Origin of the sequence: Amycolatopsis thailandensis (assembly GCF_002234405.1) — a bacterium.
Lineage (GTDB): Bacteria > Actinomycetota > Actinomycetes > Mycobacteriales > Pseudonocardiaceae > Amycolatopsis > Amycolatopsis thailandensis.
This window is the reverse complement of sequence record NZ_NMQT01000115.1, coordinates 18,181-38,261: the sequence shown is the minus strand read 5'-3', so window position 1 is coordinate 38,261 and position 20,081 is coordinate 18,181. Positions and strand designations below refer to the sequence as shown.

The window sequence follows — 20,081 nt, the reverse complement described above, 5'->3', positions numbered from 1 at the left end:
TGGGTGGGCCCGTGCCCGAACGGATATTCCGGGCGACCTGATCGGTCCCGACGTATAGCGCTCCGACCTGCACTTCCGAAAGCCTCGGCGCACCGATACGAGCGCAAACGGAGGTGCCACATGCGCCGAAGAGCCCCTGTCCTGGCAGGCCTGCTCCTGGTGACCATGCTCGGAGCGACCGGCGCGCAGGCCGCGCCCGGCCTGTCACCGGAGGAGAGCGCCGCGGCGCCCGGCCCGCGCACCCTCACCCTGATCACCGGTGACCGGATCACCGTGCAGGAGCGGCGAGGCGAGGTGCCCGCCCTCTCCGTGCGGCCGGGACCCGGCCGCGAACGGATGGGCTTCCAGCGCAGCCAGGACAAGGACGGCTGGTCGGTCTACCCGGCCGACGCCCTCCCGCTGGTGGCGAAGGGCGTCTTGGACGAGCGGCTGTTCCGGATCGACCGGCTGCTCGCCGACGGCTACGACGACAGCGCGCGATCGACCCTCCCGCTGATCGTGCGGCAGTACGGTGCGGTGGCCGTCGCGGGCGCGACCGCGGTCCGGCGGCTCGACAGCGTCGGCGCGACCGCGTTCGCCCAGCCCAAGGAGCGCGCGGGCGAGTTCTGGTCCACGTTGACCGGCCCTCACGCGGCTTCGGTGCGGAAGGTGTGGCTGGACCACCGGGTCAAGGCGAACCTCGACCACAGCGTGCCCCAGATCGGCGCGCCGCAGGCCTGGCGGAGCGGGTTCACCGGCAAGGACGTCAAGGTCGCGGTGCTGGACACCGGTGTCGACGCCGGTCACCCGGATCTGGCGGGCAAGGTGGTCGCCGCCAAGGACTTCTCCGGCGGTGGCGACCCCACCGACCGGCACGGCCACGGCACCCACGTCGCCTCGACCATCCTCGGGTCCGGTGCGGCGTCCGCCGGACGGCTCAAGGGTGTCGCGCCCGACGCCGGGCTGCTCGTGGGCAAGGTGCTGGGGGACGACGGCAGCGGCGGCTGGTCGGAGATCATCAGCGGGATGGAGTGGGCCGTCGCCGAAGGCGCCAAGGTGATCAACCTGAGCCTCGGCGGTGAAGACGGCGAGGACATCGATCCGCTGGAAGCGGCGGTGAACCGGCTCAGCGAGGAGCACGGCGTCCTGTTCGTGATCGCCGCGGGCAACGACGGGGAACGCGGCGCGGGCACGATCGGATCGCCGGGCAGCGCCGACGCGGCACTCACCGTCGGCGCGGTGGACCGGGCCGACGCGCTCGCGTCGTTCTCCGGCAAGGGGCCGCGCAAGGGCGACAACGCGGTCAAGCCGGAGATCACCGCGCCGGGCGTGGAGATCGTCGCGGCGAAAGCCGGCGGCGGCTACCAGCCGATGTCGGGCACCTCGATGGCGACGCCGCATGTTGCGGGCGCGGCGGCGTTGCTCGTCCAGCAGCATCCCGACTGGCGGCCGGAGCAGATCAAGGCCGGTCTCACGGGCAGCGCGAAGCCGGCTGAAGGACTGACCGTCTTCCAGCAGGGAGCGGGACGCACCGACGTCGCCAAGGCTGTCGGGCAGCGCGTGAACGCCGACGTCAGCACGCTGGCCTTCGGCACCGTTCCGGTGGCCGACCCGAAACCGCTGACCCGGGAGATCACCTACCGCAACAGCGGGGACGCGCCCGTCGATCTCGATCTGCGGCTGGACGTCCGCGACGAGAACGGGAAGCCCGCTGTCGACGGCCTGTTCACGGTCGACCGGCCGCGGATCACCGTGCCGGCCGGGGCGACCGCGACCGCGGTGGTCACCGTGCACCCCGGGCAGAAACCTCGCGGCGCGTATGGCGGCACCCTGCTCGCCACGTCCGCCTCCGGCGCCGAAGTCCGCAGCCTGATCGGCGCAGACCTGCAGCGCGAGGTCTTCACGGCCGACGTCAAGCTCTTCGACCGCAAGGGCAACGGCCCCGGTCCGCAGGGGCCGAGCGGCATCCTGATCGTGACCAATCTGGACAGTGGCGACACGAAGATCTACGACGCACGGGAAGGCGGCGGGCCGGTCCGGTTGCCGCAGGGCCGCTACCTGTTCGTCGCGCAGATCAACGAGCCGACGGGGTCGAACCTGGTCAGCGAGCCGGGTTTCGTGCTCGACCGGAACCGGGAAGTGGTGCTGGACGGACGATCGGCGAAACCCGTGACGGTGCGGACGGATCGCGAGGACGCCAGTTCGAACGGTCAGATCGTCGTCTTCTCCGAACGGGTCGCGGGCCGGGGAGCGACGAGCCATTCGTGGTATCAGCCGAGGCTCTTCCATGAAGAGCAGTTCTCCTACGTCGCCCCCACCCGCACGGACGTGCCCGACTTCGACTTCCTCGTCACGACCATGCTGAGCAAGCAGACCGCCGAGGGCCGTTCGGAGAACAGCCCGTACGTCTACAACCTGCAATTCCCCAGCAAAGGCCGGGTTCCCGACGTTTCCGCGTACCGGGTGCGCGACCACGAACTGGCGAAGGTGAACGCCACCTACGCCTCCACCGGCAGGCAATGGGGCAACCTGCACGTGCTGCCCTCGCCCTACGACAACGAAGTCGCCCTCGGCAACGCCTGGTTCCTCACCGCTCAGGCACAGTTGCCCTCGACGCGCGAGGAGTTCTACACCGCCGGGAAGATCCGCTGGCTGAAGCGGCTCTTCGTGGAACGGGTCGGCTCCAACGGAACTTTGGGTGACATCCACGAAACCGCCTCGGGGGTGGAATACCGCCCGGGTCAGAAGTCCGAAGAGGACTGGAATCGCGCGGTCGTCGGTCCGACCCTGGGAAAGCTGACCAAGACGGTCCGTGACGGTGACACCTTCAGCGTCCTGCTTCCGCTGCTTTCGGCGAGGGGTGAGCGCGTCAGCGTTTCGGCGATGGAAGGCACGACGCGGGTGTCGCGGAACGGGAAGGAGATCGGTTCGGTCCCCAAGGTTCCCGGCCACATCTGGCCGAACGCCGGCCCGGTCACCTTCACCGTGCCGCCCGAAGCGGGCGACTACACGCTGACCGTCGACGCGAAACGGCCGGAAGGCGCCAACGCCGAGTTGTCCGGCACCGTGGCCATGTCGTGGAAGTTCCGCTCGCAGCGGACGGCAGGGGAGACGCCGCTGCCGCTCATGACGCTGAAGGCCACCCCGTCGCTCGGCCCGGCCAACGACACCTGGCGCCTGTTCCCGCTCGCCGTGCCGATCGAGGTCGAGCGGTCAGCGGGAATGACGGGCACTCTCCGGCAGGTCACCGCCGAGGCTTCTTTCGACGGCGGGAAAACCTGGCGACGGCAGCTCGTCTTCGGCAGCGGTCCGCGGCGGCAGGCCTTCGTCGTCACGCCGCCGTTCGGCTCCTCGCCCTTCGTGTCGCTGCGGCTGTCGGCGACGGATTCGGCCGGGAACTCGGTGACGCAGACGATCACGAACGCCTACCGCCTGCGGTGAGTGTCGTGTCGGAGGCTGGAGCGGGTTTGCCAACGAGCCCCGGCGACTCTCTCGAGTGTCCATAAGGGACGGTTTTCGGGACTTAGGCGCCCTATTTCGGCGATTGGCACTATTTCGGAAGGGGGTCGTGAGTGGCAAAGAGGGTTCTAACCCTCTTTGCCACTCACGACCCCCGCGTGAAACCAAACATTTAGGCAGAAAGTGGACATTCGTCCCGCTAAAAGTGTCCTTTGTGGACACATGAGTCACGTGCTGCGCAAGGCATGAAGGCCTCCTTCCCTACTCTGAAGGTAGGGAAGGAGGCCTTCACGGACCGGCCACCTGACGCGACACGTTTGCCCTAACCCTCCCGGCGCCGCCGGTAGTCGGTCAGCGCGCGATCCACCAGCCGGCCGGCCGCGCCCGTGTACCCCTCGGGAGCCAGCAGGGCCGTCAGGTCCTCGCCGTCGAACCGGGCGGCGAGCACCGGGTCGGCCAGCAGTGTCTCGCCGAGGGAACCGCCGGTGCGCGCGGCTTCGGCCGCGACTTCGGTCATCAAGGCCTTCGCCGCGACCCGGCCCAGCGACGGCGACAGGACGGCGGCGAGCCGTTCGGTCAGGATCAGGCCGCCGGTCCGGTCCAGGTTCTCCCGCATCCGGTCCGGATGCACCACCAGTCCCTCCACCAGTTCGGCCGCGGTGGTGGCGGCGCCACCGGTCAGCCGGAGACACTCGCGCAACGGCAGCCCTTCGGCGTGCCACGCGCCGCCGGGCCGCTCGTCCTCGGCGAGCATGGCCTGGGTCAGGATCAGGGCGAGCGCGGGCACCTGGAGCGCGGCCGTGCGGATCAGCGTGGCCAGCACCGGATTCCGCTTGTGCGGCATCGCCGAGGACACGCCCCGCGCGGCGCCCGCGGGTTCGGAGACCTCGCCGATTTCCGTACGGGACAACGTCTGGACGTCGATGGCCAGTTTGCCGAGCGCCCCGGAGACGATCGCCAGCGCCGAGCCCAGTCCGGCCAGCGGGGCGCGGGCGGTGTGCCACGGCAGCACGGGTGTGGCGAGGCCCAGCGCGCGGGCGAATCCGGCGAGGAGTTCTTCGGGATACCTTTCCCGGCCTTCGCCGAGCCGGGGCCGGGCGAACTCGACGTACCCGGCGAGGGTGCCCGCGGCGCCACCGAGCTGCGCGGGAAGCGCGGCTCGCGCGCGGCGCAGCCCGTCTTCGGCGGCCAGGACCGACTGGAGCCATCCGGCCGCCTTCAGCCCGAAGGTCACCGGCACCGCCTGGAGAGCGAGTGTGCGGCCAGGCATGACCAGGTCCCGGTGCTCCTCCGCGAGTCTGGCGAGCCCTTCGGTCACCCGCTCCAGTTCGGCCAGGATCAGCCCGGTCGCCCGGTGCGCGACCAGCATCGCGGCGCTGTCGGCGATGTCCTGGCTGGTCGACCCGCGATGGACGTACTCCGCGGCTTCCGGATCGACCTCGGCGACCAGCGCGGTCAGGTCGGCGACCAGGGCCACCACCGGGTTCGCGGCTTCGCGGCTCCGTCTCGCGAGGCTCACCAGGTCGACGGCCTTCACGACGGCGCCGACGCGTTCGGCGGCTTCGGCCGGGATGACGCCGAGTTCTGCCTGCGCGCGGGCCAAACCCGCCTCCGCGTCCAGGAGCGCCTGGAGCCACGACTCGTCGGCCGTGGCCGCTTCGACCGATGTCCCGGCCCGCACCGGGGAAAGCAGCCCGGAGTCCGTCGCGCTCATTTCGCGCCCGTCACGGTGGCGAGCAGCCGGTCGGGCCGGTCGACATGGTTGCCCCGCCAGGCCACGTGCTGGTCGGGCCGGATCAGCACCAGATCCCGTTCGTAGAGGTCGCGGGCCAGCGGATCGACCAGATCGAGCACCTTGAGCGGGATGTTCCGCCGTGCCGCCTCGGTGCGCAGGCCGACGGCGGGCGGTGCCTTCGGTCCCAGGCGGAGCAGCGTGAATCCGACGCCGAAGTGGTCGAAGAGCGAGCTGCCGGTCACGCGGGTGTCGTCCAGCCACAGATGCGGCGCCCGGCCTCCCGGCACACTGCTCGGGGAATAGCTGTCGAACGAATCCGCGGGCGGGTCGTCCGTGCCGTCGACGATCGGGGAGCCGTCGTACCGCGCGCCGAGCTGGATCCCGAGGGTGTCGAGCGTCCGGTCGCCGTAGTCCGCCAGCAGCCGCCCGAGCCGTCGGCGTTCCGCGCGGCCCTCGTCGGTGTCCTGTTCGACGCAGCGAGGCCGCGCGACGTTCGCCAGGCCCAGGTTGAGTTCCCGGGCCGCGCCGGTGTTGCGGATCGCGATGGGCCGCCGCTCCCGGTGGTAGGACGCGAGCAGGCCGGGCCCGGCCCAGCCCTGCGCCGCCGCGGCCAGCTTCCAGGCCAGGTTCGCCGCGTCGTCGAGCCCGGTGTTCATCCCGAAACCGCCGTTCGGTGTGAACAGATGCGCCGCGTCGCCGGCCAGGAACACCCGGTCCGTGCCGAAGTCGTCCGCGACCAGCGCCATCCCCGACGTCCACGGCCGTCTGCCGAGCACCGTGACCGGGACCGGAGCGCCCGCCGCCCGCCGTACGAGCGAGACGAGCTCCCCGTCGGGTGCCGAGTCCGGATCGGCCGAGCTGGTGAGCAGGAAGAACTCGTCCTTCCCGTTGAGCGCGATGAGGTTCAGCACCAGATCGGTGTTCACCGCCCAGTGACTCCACGCCCCGCCGTCGACCAGGAAGTCCCGGTACAGCGTGGGAATGCGCAGATGCGCCGCGACCGTGCGCCCGCCGAGGATCTCCTGCTCCACCCCGCCCGCTCCGGCGTACCGGGAGCCGAGGTGGGGCCGGACGACGCCGCGGGCGCCGTCACAGCCCGCCACGTGGCCCGCGCGCCAGACACGGGCCTGGCCTTGGGCGTTCTCGGCCCGGACATCGACGCCGTCCGCGTCGGCGGCGAGCCCGGTCACCCGCCAGCCGAACCGCAGATCGATGCGCGTCCGGGTGCGGGCCCGGCGGTACAGCAACTTTTCGACGTACATCTGGTTGGCGCGGTGCATGGGTTCGGGGACCTGCGCCGTGCGGGGTCCCGAAGCGACTTCGCGCATCAGGTCCCGCACGGCGGGGCGGCGATTGCGGGCGAGCCGGAACCCGTTGTAGTGGGTGTAGAACGCGATGTCCGTCGAATAGTCCCAAGGAAGGCCGAGCCGCCGGACCTCGTCCGCCAGGCCGAGCCGCCGGTAGTGCTCCATGCTGCGGGCACCGTGCGTGCTGCCGCGGGGCTGGTCCGATGTGGACTCCGCGAGGTCGAACACCACCGACGGGACGCCGTGGCGGTCGAGGAACAGGGCGAGCAACAGGCCCACCGGCCCGCCTCCCACGATGGCGACCGGAGTCCTCGCCGGTGCGTTCATGACCGTTCCCCTCTAGATCGTCTTGACGAACCCGGAATCCACCGCGAACTCCGCCCCGGTGGTGTTGACCGAAAACGGTGAGGCCAGCAGCGCGACCACGGCGGCGATCTCCTGCGGGTCGGCGATCCGGCCGGTGGCCAGGCCCATCATTTCCGGGACCACCTCGGTCATCACGGTTTCGGGATCCTTCCCGGTCTTGGCCGCGAACAGATCGGCGACGCCGCCCTCCTCGGTCCACCAGGCGGTGCGGACCGGGCCGGGGGAGACCACGTTCACCCGGATGCCCCGCGGCCCGAATTCGTCCGAGAGCACCTTGCTCACGTTGTTCATGCCCGCCTTGGCCGCCCCGTAGTCGACGTTGATGGGGGAGGGCTGCCGCGCGTTGCACGAGGAGATGTTGACGATCGACCCGCCGCCGCGTTCGATCATCAGCGGCAGCGCGGCCCGGATGGCGCGCACGGCGGAGAACAGGTTGAACTCGAACATCTTCCCCCACTCCTCGTCCGTGGCGTCCAGGAACGAGGCGCGCGGCAGGATCACTCCCGGTGGCGGCCCGCCCGCGTTGTTCACCAGGATGTCGAGGCCGCCGTAGAGGTCCGCGGCCCGCGCCACCACCTCCGCCGGCGCGTCGGGATCCATCAGGTCGGCCGCGACGTGCGTCAGATCGGCCCCGGCGAGCAGGTCGAGTTCCGGACTGCTCTTGCGGGACACCGCGACGACCCGGGCGCCTTCCTCGCGCAGTGTCCGGGCGATCGCGAGCCCTATCCCCTTGGAAGCGCCGGTGACCACCGCGACGCGGCCGGTCAGCTGTAGATCCATGATTCTCCTGATTCCTTCGGTTGGGATGGTGCGGAGTCCGACAGCGTGATTTCGAGCGCGGCCCTGGCGACGGCGTCCGCGTCGGTCAAGATGACCGAGTTGACGCCAGGGCGGATTCCCGCCGCGGTCACCCAGTGCACGGTCTCGGTGGGCACGCCGAAGGCGAACCGGCGGGGGTGCGGCCTGCCGCCGAGGTCCACCAGGCGATACGGGCGGCGGGTGACGGCGAGGCCACCGGTCGGATACGAACCGCCCTGGGAGATCGGGATCCGGTGAAGGCGGCATTCGCCTCGTGCCAGCAGGTTCCGCAGCAGCAGGTCCTGGGTCCGGCGGAGGTCGGCGTCGGGCAGCCGCGCCTCGATCAGGGTGGTGGCGGCTTCGGTGACGTCGGGCAGCCGCGCGGAGCGCGCGATGAACCGGCGGGCGTCCGGCGAGGCCTGGACGCGCAAACCCGGGCCGAGGACGCTCAGCACGCCGCTGTCGATCAGCGCCGCCATCTCCTCGACGCGCCGCACGGGCGGGCCGATCGAGAGGAACGCGTTCAGCGGCGTGTACCAGCCCTGGAGATCGTCGCGGTAGGAGTCGCCGGAGAGACCGCCGTGATCGACCACGAGCCGGATCTCGTTGCGCAGGTCCCGGAGCACGTCGAGCGCGGCCTTGAGCGGGCTGAGCACGTTGCCCCGCCGCCCTTCGGAGATGTCTTCGTCCAAATAGGACCGAAGCCAGCCGCGGAACGGGCCGGTGCCGGTGAGGGCGTCCGCCGGGATCGGCCGCGCCACGCGGCGCCAATCCCACCGCGTCTCGACACCGAACTCGGCGAGCACCCGTTCTTCCTCCGGTGACGATGCCGGCGCCAGTGGATCCAACGGGACCGGCGCCCCATCACCCGCGGCCTCGACGAAGGCCCGCGTGAATTCCCGGGCTCTCGCCGGTGATTCGCGATCACGCACCAGCGCCGCGTAGAACACCGCGCGGACCTCGCGGTCGATCAGCGGCCACACGTCGGCGCGGAAGTCGGCGGGCTCCGGGCGTCCGCTCAGCCGCTCGATCACCTCCGTGGTGAGGAACAACGGCTCGTGCCTGCCGAAAGCACCCTTCTGGTTCTCGCCGCGCGAGTGGTAGGGAACGCCACGCCGGGATCCGGTGATCAGCCGGGGCTCGCGGCCGGACGGCCGGTAGACCAGACCGTCGCCGGTGCGGAGGAACCGGCCGCCCCGGCCCTCGGTCAGCAGTGCCAGGTAGTCGAAGAAAGCCAGCCCCATTCCTCTGAGGACGGTCGGTTCGCCCGGCCCGATCCCGTCGAGTTCGGCGCCCGCCGGGTTGCGCGGAGCGAGATAGCGCAGACCGTGTTTCCGGGCGAACCGCGTCATGGCCGCCTCTTCGCGGTCCGGGAGCGTGTCCAGATGGCCTTGGGTGAGCACCACGACGTCCTGGCGGTCGAGCACGGTGCCGCCGGACAGCCAGACTCGCTGCGAACCGTCTTCGGCGTCCCGCAGATCGACGGCCTTCTCCGCGCACAGCACGATCCGCACGGCGGCGGGGGCGGTCCTGATGACCCGCCGCAGCGTCCAGTGCAGGTACGACCCGTAGAAAGCCCGCGACGGATAGGAATCCGGCCCCAGCGTCGCGGCCTCCGCGCGGACCGCGTCCGGGATCTCGTCGGACGAGGGCGCCTCCGCGAGCGACCTCGCCCATTCGTGGAGGCTGGGCCCTTCGCGGACCGGGCCGGCCGCCTCCACGGTGTCGTCGAGGAACATGGTGATCTGCGCGGCCACGGTGTTCATCAGCAGTTGCGGGTCCTGGCGCCGATGCCACACCAGGCCGCCGTCGTGCACATGTGAGTCGAGGACGGTCACCACGAGCTCGCGGCCGTCGGGAACCAGGACGGAAGCGTTCGCGCACAACCGTTCCAGTACCGAAAGCCCGCGGGGTCCGAGGCCGATGATGCAGATCTCCACGACGCCGTCACCGCGACCGGTCGGGCCGCGCCGGCGCCGCGACCAGCAGCGTGGTCTCCAGCGCCAGCGGATGGACGGACTCCAGCCGCAGCCCCGCACCGTCCAGAATGGACTCGTAGCTCGCCAGGGTCCGCTCGCGGCCACCCGCCATCATCAGCAGGTGCAGATCCCACAGCAGCGGCAGCACCTCGGTCCCGGAATCGGGGATGACCCGCTCCAGGATCAGCACGCGCGCGGACTCGTCCGCCATGGCGCGGCGGCAATGCGTGAGCAGCGTGATGCACTCGCTGTCGTCCCAGTCCTGCAGGATCCGGGACAGCAGGTAGAAATCGACGTCCTTGGGCACGGCTTCGAAGATGTCGCCCGCCACCACTTCGCAGCGGTCGGCGCAGCCGCGGGCGACGAGCTGGTTCCTGGCCACCGGCAGCATGTGTTCCTTGTCCACGAGCACCCCGTGCAGATGGGGATGGGCCTCCAGCACGGTGGACATCAGATTCCCGCTGCCGCCGCCGAGGTCAGCGATCGTCTTCCCCCGAGTGAAGTCGAACGCGGCGGGGACGTCGGCGAAGAAGGCGCTCCCGGCGTTCATGGCGTCGAGGAACCGCTGCCCGGCCCCCGGCACCTCCGCCAGGTACTCGTGGAGGGTGCGGTCGAACGCGTGCTCGAAACCGGAACGCCCCGTCCGCACGGCGGTGACGACCGAACCCCAGGCCTGGTGGAACTCCTCGCCGTAGAGACGGCACATCTCGCGCATCGAGGTCGCGGTGCCCGTGCGCAGCAGCTGGGAGATCGGCGTGAGGCGATAGCCGGTCCGGTCGTCGCCGTCGAACACGCCGATCGCGACCAGCAGCCGCATCAGCCTGAGGACGCCGTCGGGGTCGGCCTGCGCGCGGGCGGCGAGGGAAGCGCTGGTGACGTGTCCTTCGGCGAGATGGTCGGGCAGGCCGAGCGCCACCGCCGCGTAGAGCGCCTGGGAACGCCAGGTCCCGGTGACGATGTCGACCACGGCGCGCGCGGCCGTCTCGTCGGTCCCGTTCGCGGTCATCCGTGCCATCCCTTCTGCCCGGCACCGGTGAGGAGGTCCCGGTGCCTTTCCCGGAGTTCGCGTTTGAGGACTTTCCCGGTGACACCCACCGGCAGTTCGCTCCGCGAGCCGGCGACGACCACGGCGGCCAAGGTCGCGAGCCCCGCCCGCGCGAGCGCGAGGTTGCACGAGGCGCGGATCTCCTCGGCGTCGGGCGGATCGCCGTGTCCGAACAGCACCACCGCCGCGGGCAGGGACCGGCCGGCGGCGGCGGGATCGGCCACCGCGATCACGGCGGCGTCCAGGGCCTTCGTCTCGTTGAGCACGACCTCCTCCAACGGCAGGCTGTACACCGCGCCGCCGGTGGTCTCGATGACGTCCGGCGTCCGGTCGAGGTGGTACCAGGTCCCGTTCTCGTCCTGGCGCACGACGTCGCCGGTGAGGAAGAAGTCGCCGCTGCGGGCCAGATGGTTCAGTGTCTCGTCGTTCACATAGCCCGGGGTGACGCTCGGCGTGCGCACCCCCAGCAGCCCGGCCTCGCCCGGCGGCAGGACCCGGCCCGCGTCGTCGAGGGCGGCGGCCTCGCGGACCACCCGCACCGGTTTGCCGATCGCCCGCGCGTAGGTGGCGGAGTCGGCGGTGTAGACGTGCTTGAACAGCACCATGCCCATTTCGGACGAACCGAGACCGTCCACATAGGTCGATCCGGCGGACCGGGTCCCGTTGGCCGTGGTGTGGCCGAGCGCCACCAGCGGCCGGATGTGCCGTTCGTGGGACGCGTCGCCCATACCCATCCAGGTGTGGACGGTGTCCGCCGCTTCCGCCGTCAGCGAAGAGATCGGCAGTTCCGCGAGGGTGCCGGGGAAACCGAGCACGAGCGTGGGCCGGAAGGCGTTCATCGCCTCGGCGACCGCTTCGCCCGACGTCCCGTCGGCCAGCATGGTCGGCGTTCCGAGCATCAGGGCGAGGCTCAGATAGCTGATCCCGGAGGAATGACTGTGCGGCAGCGCGGTGAGCATCCGGTCGGTTCGCCGGGAAGGGAACTTCCAGAGCCGTTCCCGTTTGCCGACGGAGAAAGTGCGGTGCGCGAAGGCCGTCGGCTTCGGCACACCGGTGGTGCCGGACGAGTGGGAGATCAGCACCAGGTCGTCGTCCCGGTGCCGGTGGGGATCCGGCAGCGGGGGAGACGGGCCGTCCCACGGTACGTCGACCGTCTTCTCGTCCACGTACCGTCTTCCGGACACGGCGGGCACCTCGGTGTCGGTGACCACCAAAGCGGTGTCCGTGCGGTCGAAGTAATGCGCCGCCGTGTCCGGCGGCATCCGCGGATTGGTCAGCGTGGTGACCCCGCCGAGCGCGGTGATCGCGATGTGGTGCAGGAAACCGGCCAGCCCGTCACGCAGGTGGACACCGACCCGCGTGCCCGGTTCCACGCCCTCCGCCGCGTACCAGTGCGCGCGGCGCAGCACCTTGTCGCGCAGTTCGGCGAGGGAATGTCCCACCACCACACCGTCCTCGTGCCGGAACAGCAGCGGCCGGTCGAGGTCGCGGGCGATTTCGCAGACGTGCCAGAAGAAATTCCCCGCGCCCAGCTCACGCCTTGTCGACAGTTTCAGCCGGTCGGCGACGGACCGGTGCGTGCCCAGCAGATACACGATGCCCTCCGGCTCAAGACCTGCGGCCGAGGCCGCGCATGACGTGTTTCAGCTCGTCGAAGGAGTCGAGGTCCGGCACCGTCCAGCCGTCGAGGTCGTACTCGCGCAGGCACTGCTCGGCGAACCCCTTGTACCCGTCGACCTGGCCGCTTTCGGTCTGCGCCGCGAGGATCTCGGTGCGGATCGATTCGTGGTTCCCGGAGGAGTTGCGCTCGTACAGTTCGTGCCTGCTGCCGAACTCGGTGCCGATCGCGTCCCACAGCAGCTTCATCAGCTTCACCCGGCTCACCGCGTCGTGCCCGTTCGAGCCGCGGACGTACTTGTCGAGATAGGGCCGGATCGCGGGGTTCTTGAAGTCGTCCGCGCTCGAGCTGACGTAGATGAGGCCGCTGGCGACGTCCTGCTCGATGATCTCCTTGATCCGCGGGTAGCCGAGCGTCATGAACCAGCGGTACGCGAGGCCGTAGTCCTTCCGCGGCAGAAGCGAACCGTCCCGCCACTCCCGCGGATTCCTGGCCATCGCCTCGCTGAGCGCCCAGAACAGGTTGCGCCAGGCGAGCACCTCGCCCGCCCGCGCCTGCACGCCGCGGAAGTCCTTGGTCCCGGTCATCTCGATCGCCTTGAGCAGGAGACCCGCGATGAAGTCGATCTTCACCGCCAGCCGGATACAGCTCTGGAAGGTCAGCCGCTCCAGCGAACCGGACTCGGAGACGAATTCGTTCACCTTGTCGGAATCGCCGTAGATGAACACGTTCTCCCAAGGAATGAGCACCTTGTCCATCACGAAGATCGTGTCGTTCTCGTCGAACCGGCTGGAGAGGGGATGGTCGTAAGGACTGCCCATCACCGCGGCGGTGGCCGCGTAGGACGGACGGCAGATGAGCTTGAGCCCCGGCGCGGTCATCGGCAGGGTCGCGATCAGCGCGAACTCGCGTTCCTTGATGGGCATGCCGTAGTGCGAGATGAAGTTCAGGTTGGTGATCGCGGAGCCGGTGGCGACGACCTTCGCGCCGCTGACGATCAGGCCGCTGTCGGTTTCCTTCTCCACGTGGACGAAGACGTCCTTCACCGACTCGGACGGCAGGTGCCGGTCGACCGGCGGATGCACGATCGCGTGGTCCCAGAACAGCACCTTCTCCTGGGACTCGCGGTACCAGCGGCGCGCGTTGTCCTGGAACGGCGAGTAGAAGTCCGCGTTGGCGCCGAGTGTCCCGAGGAAACTCGCCTTGTAGTCCGGGCTCCGGCCCATCCAGCCGTAGGTGAGCCTCGCCCATTCGGCGATGGCCTCGCGATCGTCGAGGAGGTCCTGCGGGGTGCGCGGGGTACGGAAGAAGCTGTGCGTGTAACCGCCGCTCCCGGTGTCGGTCGCGGTCGTCAGCACGTCGTGTTTGGCCGGGTCGTGCAACGCGTCGTAAAGCCGCGCGGTCATCAGGGCGGAATTGCGGAACGCCGGATGCTTCGTGACGTCGGCGACGCGGTCGCCGTAGAGGTAGATTTCCCGGTCGTCGCGCAGGCTTTCCAGATATTCCTGCCCGTTCATCGGCCGGGAAGCCGTCGGACGGCCGTTCGCCGGACCGGTGGTTTCCTGCTGGAGTGTCATCGAAGGATTCCTGTCCCGTCGGTGGTAGGGGCGAGCGCTTCGGTGGCGGTTCGGCGCAGTTCGTGGAAGCCGCCGCGGTGGAAGACGAGCGGGGGACCGCCCCGGATCTCGAAGTTCCGCACTTGGCCGAGGTAGATCACGTGGTCGCCACCGTCGTAGGAGGCCCACGGCGCACAGCTCAGATACGCGGCGCAGCCGGCGAGCCGGACGGAATGCGGGAACACATCCCAGCGGATCTCCGGTGCCGGATCCGTGCCCGCGCCCGCGAAATGCCGGGCGATTCCTTGCTGCCACGTGGAAAGGATGTTGATTTCGAAAGCGGCTCCCGCCAGTCGCGCGCACAATCTGCTGCGGCGGTCCAGCGAAACCATCACGAGCGGCGGGTCGAGCGAAATGGACGCGAACGCGTTCACCGTCGCGCCGTGCACGGCGCCTTCATGGCGAACGGTGACCACGGTGACGCCGGTGGCGAACTGGGCGAGGCAGTCCCTGAGCCCGCGGATCGCCTGTTTCACCGCCCACTTCCGGTTCGTCGGGGAAAGGGCGGGTGGGGTTCTTGGCCGGACACCGGTGTCTCCCTCCTGGACCGAATCGGTACGCCTCCCATGCTCACGAGGTCCGATGAAAAATCGAGCAAGGTCCGCTATAGCGATCTCCGTGATTCCTGGTATCCGCTTGGCTAGCCCTCGGATTACTAGGAATGACAGAGCACTATCTGCCGGACGCGTGGCCTGCGAGGCTGGCTGAATCCCCGGATCGGAAAGCGACGATCCGGTTTGTCGCGGAGTCACGACCCGAGGAGCGTTCTGGTGACCAAGCAAGTGCCGCGCGTCGAGGAACTGGGCGCGGGTTTCACCCCGAGACTGTGGTGGACCCTAATCCTGCTGGCGGCCGCGGTGGCGCTCGACGTCGGCAGCGTGGCGGTGGTCAATCCGGCGCTGCCCGACATCGGCCGGGATCTGCGGATGGACGACGCCCTGCTGCAGTGGACGATGACCGGCTACGGGATCACGTTCGCGGGCTGCCTGCTGTTCGGCGGCAGGCTGGCCGACGTGTTCAGCAGGCGGCTGGTACTGGCTGCCGGGATCGGGGTCTTCGCCGTCGGCGCGCTCGCCCCGGTCGTCGTGCCCACCGCGGAGGTGCTGATCGCGGCCAGGGCGGCACAGGGGATGGGCGCGGCCTTGTCCGTCCCGGCGGCGATGGCGTTGCTGTTCCAGGTCTTCCCGCCGGGACGGCTGCGCAACCGCGCGCTGGGGATCTACACCGCGGTGGGCGCGGCGAGCTTCGGGGTCGGCCTGGTGCTCGGCGGCGTGCTCACCAGCGCCTTCGGCTGGCACGCGGTGTTCGCCTTCAGCGCCGTCATGAGCGTGCTGGTGCTGCTCGGTATCCGGCCGCTCCTGCCGAGCTCCGTCGGCGACCGGCGGCCGGTCGACCTGCCCGGCGCGGCGATGGTCACCGCCGGCCTGCTGGCGGGCATCTTCGCGGTGACCAGGGCGGGCGAAGTGGGCCTGTCGGACACCGGCACGATCGTGTCGGCGCTGCTCGCGCTCCTGCTGCTCGCCGGTTTCGTGGCCTGGGAACGCCGGGCGCCGGAGCCGCTGTTCTCGGTCGGCATCCTGCGGTCCCGGCCGGTCCGGGCGGCGACCCTCGCCGGCGCCCTGTTCTTCTTCGCGCTCAACGGGGTCCTGTTCTTCGCGCCGCTCTACATGCAGGGCATGCTCGGCTACACGCCTTTGCAGTCGGGGCTGGCGGTACTTCCGATGAGCCTTCTCGTGGCCGTGTTCTCGAACGTCGCCGGCCGCCTGCTGTCGCGGTTCGGCCAGCGACGGGTCCTCGTCGCCGGCCTCGTCCTGCTCGCCGCGGGAGTCGCGCTCTGGCTCCGCACGCCGTTGGACGGCGACTACCTGACCCACATCCTGCCGGGGGTCGCGGTGATGGCCATCGGACAGGGCCTGGCCTACACCGCGCTCACCGCGGCTTCGCTCACCGGAGTGCCCGGTGCGCGGCACGGCGTCGCCGGCGCGTTCAACATCACCGCCCAGCAGGTCGGTTCGAGCGTCGGCATCGCGGCGCTCGTGGCGTTCGCTTCGGCACTGTCCGGATCGGGGGAGCAGGCCGATCGCCTGTCCACCTATCACGCGGTCTACCTGGTGATCAGCTGTGTCGTCATCGTGGGCGCGCTCGTCACCGCGGCCTTGTTCGGCCGTCGCGCGGACGATCGGGCGCCGGAGGTGGGCACCCCGGTCACCGGATGAGGTTTCACCCGTCAGCGCAGTGGATCGAAGGGAGTCGAGTCACCGTGAGGATCGCTTTGCTGGGCCCGCTCGAGGTGCAGTACGACGGGAGGCCGATCGCGCCCTCGGCGCCGAAGCAGCGAACGCTGCTGGCACTCCTGCTGCTGAACGCCAACCACGAGGTGAGCGTCGGTCAGTGCGCCAGAGAGCTCGGGGACGGGGCGTCGAGGAAGTGTTCGGTGTCGACGGTGCACACGCACATCCTCCAGCTGCGCAAGGCACTCGGTCCCGCGGCGAAACGCCTGCGCACCACCGGCGCCGGCCCGGACGCGGGCTATCTGTTCGCCACCGAGCCGATGGAACTCGACCTCGACCGGTTCGACAAGCTCGTCGGCATCGCGCGGACCCGGCGCGCGGACGGGAACCTCGGCGACGCGGCCAGGCTGATCACCGAAGCGCTCAACCTGTGGCGCACCGAGGCACTCGTCGACGTCAAGACCGGCCCGGGGGCGCAGCGGACGCTCGTCGGGCTGCGCACCAAACGGATGGAGGCCCTCGTCATCTGCGCCGACCTGGCGCTGCGGCTCGGTCACCACCGCCAGGTGCTCGGCAAGCTCACCGCGCTGGTGCACCGGCATCCGGCGGAGGAACAGCTGACCGCGCACCTGATGACGGCGCTCTACCGCAGCGGCAGGCAGGGCGACGCGCTGGCGGTGTACCAGCGGTTCCTGACCTCCGCCGAGACGAGCTCACGCGCCCTGAGCGAACTCCAGACGGCCATCCTCCTGGCCGACCCGGTCCTGGAGGGGCCCGCGATGACCCCCTCCGACCTCATCTCCGCCGGGTGACCGAGGGGGTCACCCGGCGATTTCGAGGAGCTCCAGGTCCCCGCCGGCGTGTTCGGCGCGGCCGAGGAGCTGGAGTGAGCCGGTGACCGGGTCCCGCCGGACCCGGTCACCGGTGGACAGCCAGCCACCGTTCCAGGGGTCGCTCTCCATGACGTACGGCGAACGGGCCAGGTGCACGTCCAGCACGCCGTTCGCGACGCGGATCCTGATCCCCGGCACCGGTTTCCCGACGCCGGAGACCGCGAACCGGCCCGCGACGTCCATCGAGATCACGCCGGTTTCGGTGGTGCCGTAAGCCTGGCCGACGCGCACGCCGTGCCGGGCCCGGAAGCGGTCGAAGACGTCACGGCGCAGGACGTCGCCACTGGAGATCGCGGCACGCAGCGAGGTGAAGGGCTCGACGGAATCCTCGCCGAGCCGCGCGAAATCCCGGGGTTCCCCGAGGACGACGTCGGCCGCCCGCGTGGGCGCGGCCGGGGCGGGGAACAGCAGGACAGCGCCGGTGTCGAGGCCGTGCAGGACACCGCCGACGAGACCGAAGGAACGCGCGGTGGAGTTCAGCAGCAACACCAGTTCCCCAGGGCCCGGAACGCCGTCCACGGCGGCGATCCGCCCGAGTTCGGCGAGGATCGACTCCGGCGTCCGGCCGATGAGCTTTCCCGCGCCGGTGGTGCCCGAGGAGAGCTGGAGCAGACCGTGGCCGGTGGAGGCGGGCTCACCGCCGGGCAGCCGTCTCACCAGCACTTCGCATTCGTCGGTGAACGGGCGGTGCCTGCGACCGCTGCCGCCGAAGGTGACGAAGTACTGCGGCCGCCACCGGCCGAGCAGACAGGTCATCTCGGCGAGGCAGGTCTTCTGCTCGATCAAGGCGATCTGCGCGCCCAGCTCCCACAGGGCGAACACCGACCACATCTGGGTGAAGCTGGGGGTTCCGTGCAGGGCGACCGTGGTCCCGGCGCCGATGCCGTGATGACGGTAGGCGCCGGCGAGCCAGGCCACCTCCGCCCGGAGCTTGCCGCGGGTGACGGCACGCTCTCCGCACGCCCACAGCTCGTCGTCGGTGCCGCGGCCGAGAAGGTCCTCTCCCCACCAGGATCGCGTTTTCATGCCCACCACCGTCCGAAGGCCGGTCCCACCCGGGCCGCGAGACCCGGGCGCGGGACCGGCGGAGGTCACTTTTCCAGACAGAATTCGCCGACGGGCCAGCCGACGTGCCGCTGGTCGGTGGCGAGGTAACCCAGTACCTGCGTGCCCGGCGTGAGCTCGGTGACGTTGAGCACCGCGCCGCCGGGGCCGAGCACCCGCACGTGCCAGTCGTCCTGCACGATCAGGTTGACGCCGACACCGTCCTCCGAAACGGCCTTGATGCTCAGCAGCGGCCGGGATTCCAGCTTGATCCGCCCGACCACGATCCGGCGGGTCCGGCCGTCGGCGCCGACGCCGAGCACGGTGCTGCCCGCCTTGAGCTCGCTCAGGTAGTTCGTCCGGTTGTCCTGCCCGAAGACGTACGAGTGCAGTGCCCCGGCGTTGATCCGGAACGGCCTCGTCGGCATGTAGGGCAGCGGATGGGTTTCGCTGCAGCACAGGATGAAACCCTGCGAGTACGAGCCGACCAGCATGCCCTCGTCCTCGCCGAAATGGGTGCAGGTGTCGATGCAGACCCGGTCGCCGAGTCCGCAGTGCTCGATCGACTCGACGGTGAGCTTGGTCAGGCTCAGCTGCGGGGTCTTGTCCCGCAGGATCTCCATCAGGCCGAAGACGTCGTTGGCGTCGCGAGGCGCCAGCAACACGCCTTCGGAGCCTTTTTCGAGGACGTCCACGATGATCTGCGCTTCTTCGAGATCGGCGGCCTGGCAGATCAGCTGCCCCGGCGAACCGTCCGCCGCCGCGATCACGATCTCCAGCGGGATCTTCGTCGGATCGCGGAACTCCACCACCGTGTAAGGCAGCGAACGGGCGGATTCGCAGGCGAGCGTCAGCGTGGCGTCGTCGCGCACGTGCACCAGCCCGGCGATGTCGGTCTTGTCGTCGTACCACGCGCTCTTGAGCGCGTTCAGCTCGGTTTCCCCGCCCACGGTGCGAAGCCGCACCAGGCCCTCGCCGGCACCGGCGCCGTCCGGCTGGACCAGAACGCGTTTGACGGTGGCGGGAAGGGTGTCGAGCAGGCTTACGTCGTCGTGCACGATGGCGTCCACCCGCGCGTGCACGGCCGCGTCGACGACCGCCTCTCGCTGGACGTCGGGCACGGTACGGAGGTCGATCCAGGCGAACTTCACGGGGCACCCACCAGTTCCTTGCGCAGGGAGTCGGTCAGCTGAGGGCCGTGGATCGCCGCGGCCAGTTCACGGACGGCGCGGCGCGGGTCAGGGCTGTCGAAGACCCGCCTGCCCACGGCCACGCCCCGGCAGCCCGCCGCCAGGGCCGAGGTGGCGAAAGCGGTGAGGCCGCCTTCGACGGCGGCGCCGCCCGCGACCACGACCGGGATCGGCGAGCTGAGCACCACCTGGGCCATCCGCTCGGCGGGCGTGGCCAGCACCGTCTTGACGATGTCGGCGCCGAGGTCGGCCGCGATGCCGACCACGTGCGCGAGCAGCGCCGGATCGCCGGGATCGCTGATCCGCGGGCCGCGGGGATAGATCATGGCCAGCAACGGCATTCCCCAGTTCGCGCAGGCCGACGCGACGGCGCCGAGATCGGCCAGTTGCACCGCCTCGGTCTCCGAACCGATGTTGACGTGCACGCTGACCGCGTCCGCGCCCAGCCGCACCGCTTCGTCGACACCACCGACGAGCACCTTGGCGTCCCGGTCGCTGGCGTGCGTGGTGCTGGCGGAAAGGTGCACCACCAGGGAACAGTCGCCCAGCGCCGCCGGATCGACCATGCGCGCGCGTCCCTTGTGCACGACGATCGCGTCGCCGCCACCGTCCGAGATGTCTTCTATCAAGCGATTGAAAGCCGCCGCGGTGCCGATGGGGCCATCGGAGATCGAATGGTCCAGCGGCACGAAGAGGTATCTGTTGTCACCGCGCCGGGAAAGGCGCGCCATGCGTAGTGATTTCCCGGTGAGAAGATTGACTGACATCTGCCCGCCTAGCGTGTCGTATCGAAGTACCTGCCTTTGGCTGCTGGGCTCCGC

14 protein-coding genes are annotated in these 20,081 nt (G+C 70.2%); 3 read left to right on the top strand and 11 right to left on the bottom strand.

All coding sequences use genetic code 11. The features are described from left to right. Window positions 1-120: 120 nt before the first annotated feature. Window positions 121-3,420: a S8 family peptidase gene (locus tag CFP71_RS30785; protein WP_093937463.1), complete on the top strand. Its 3,300-nt coding sequence runs from the start codon at window positions 121-123 to the stop codon at window positions 3,418-3,420. Between the two features lie 340 nt (window positions 3,421-3,760). Here CFP71_RS30785 and CFP71_RS30780 read toward each other — a convergent pair whose 3' ends face one another. The 8 genes from CFP71_RS30780 to CFP71_RS30745 are packed head-to-tail and all read right to left on the bottom strand — an operon-like array spanning window position 3,761 to window position 14,378. After that, window positions 3,761-5,152 carry a nitrosuccinate lyase gene (locus CFP71_RS30780; RefSeq protein ID WP_093937462.1) on the bottom strand — a complete coding sequence of 464 codons (1,392 nt, stop codon included), beginning with the start codon at window positions 5,150-5,152 and terminating at the stop codon, window positions 3,761-3,763. Next, the gene (locus CFP71_RS30775) at window positions 5,149-6,807 is read right to left on the bottom strand and encodes an FAD-dependent monooxygenase (protein WP_093937461.1); all 1,659 of its coding nucleotides are present in this window, start codon (window positions 6,805-6,807) and stop codon (window positions 5,149-5,151) included. The genes CFP71_RS30780 and CFP71_RS30775 overlap by 4 nt, the downstream gene beginning before the upstream one ends. Before the next feature lie 12 nt (window positions 6,808-6,819). After that, a complete protein-coding gene (locus tag CFP71_RS30770; RefSeq protein WP_093937460.1) occupies window positions 6,820-7,626 on the bottom strand; it encodes an SDR family NAD(P)-dependent oxidoreductase in 807 nt (268 codons plus the stop codon). Continuing rightward, window positions 7,611-9,584: an FAD/NAD(P)-binding protein gene (locus CFP71_RS30765; RefSeq protein ID WP_244199905.1), complete on the bottom strand. Its 1,974-nt coding sequence runs from the start codon at window positions 9,582-9,584 to the stop codon at window positions 7,611-7,613. The genes CFP71_RS30770 and CFP71_RS30765 overlap by 16 nt, the downstream gene beginning before the upstream one ends. Before the next feature lie 7 nt (window positions 9,585-9,591). Continuing rightward, window positions 9,592-10,629 (bottom strand): methyltransferase, encoded by a 1,038-nt coding sequence (locus CFP71_RS30760; RefSeq protein ID WP_093937459.1) that lies wholly within the window; start codon window positions 10,627-10,629, stop codon window positions 9,592-9,594. Then, window positions 10,626-12,263 carry a class I adenylate-forming enzyme family protein gene (locus CFP71_RS30755; RefSeq protein ID WP_208636076.1) on the bottom strand — a complete coding sequence of 546 codons (1,638 nt, stop codon included), beginning with the start codon at window positions 12,261-12,263 and terminating at the stop codon, window positions 10,626-10,628. The genes CFP71_RS30760 and CFP71_RS30755 overlap by 4 nt, the downstream gene beginning before the upstream one ends. A 13-nt stretch (window positions 12,264-12,276) precedes the next feature. Further along, entirely contained in the window at window positions 12,277-13,863 is a 1,587-nt protein-coding gene (locus CFP71_RS30750; RefSeq protein WP_093937457.1) for a 4-hydroxyphenylacetate 3-hydroxylase N-terminal domain-containing protein, read from the bottom strand. Further along, window positions 13,860-14,378 (bottom strand): flavin reductase family protein, encoded by a 519-nt coding sequence (locus tag CFP71_RS30745; protein ID WP_093937456.1) that lies wholly within the window; start codon window positions 14,376-14,378, stop codon window positions 13,860-13,862. Before CFP71_RS30745 ends, CFP71_RS30750 begins: the two co-directional genes overlap by 4 nt. Before the next feature lie 294 nt (window positions 14,379-14,672). Here CFP71_RS30745 and CFP71_RS30740 point away from each other — a divergent pair, with 294 nt between their 5' ends. Both CFP71_RS30740 and CFP71_RS30735 read left to right on the top strand, forming a co-directional pair. Next, window positions 14,673-16,118: an MFS transporter gene (locus CFP71_RS30740; RefSeq protein WP_167406336.1), complete on the top strand. Its 1,446-nt coding sequence runs from the start codon at window positions 14,673-14,675 to the stop codon at window positions 16,116-16,118. A gap of 44 nt (window positions 16,119-16,162) precedes the next feature. Further along, window positions 16,163-16,945 (top strand): AfsR/SARP family transcriptional regulator, encoded by a 783-nt coding sequence (locus CFP71_RS30735; protein WP_167406335.1) that lies wholly within the window; start codon window positions 16,163-16,165, stop codon window positions 16,943-16,945. A gap of 9 nt (window positions 16,946-16,954) precedes the next feature. Here CFP71_RS30735 and CFP71_RS30730 read toward each other — a convergent pair whose 3' ends face one another. From CFP71_RS30730 to CFP71_RS30720, 3 genes are all read right to left on the bottom strand, one after another. After that, window positions 16,955-18,052 (bottom strand): AMP-binding protein, encoded by a 1,098-nt coding sequence (locus CFP71_RS30730; protein WP_093937453.1) that lies wholly within the window; start codon window positions 18,050-18,052, stop codon window positions 16,955-16,957. Window positions 18,053-18,117: 65 nt separating this feature from the next. Then, complete coding sequence (locus CFP71_RS30725; protein WP_093937452.1) at window positions 18,118-19,221, bottom strand: 3-dehydroquinate synthase II family protein; 1,104 nt, start codon at window positions 19,219-19,221, stop codon at window positions 18,118-18,120. Further along, window positions 19,218-20,027, bottom strand: a complete 810-nt coding sequence (locus CFP71_RS30720) for a 2-amino-3,7-dideoxy-D-threo-hept-6-ulosonate synthase (RefSeq protein ID WP_093937451.1) — start codon at window positions 20,025-20,027, stop codon at window positions 19,218-19,220. Before CFP71_RS30720 ends, CFP71_RS30725 begins: the two co-directional genes overlap by 4 nt. Window positions 20,028-20,081: the final 54 nt, after the last annotated feature.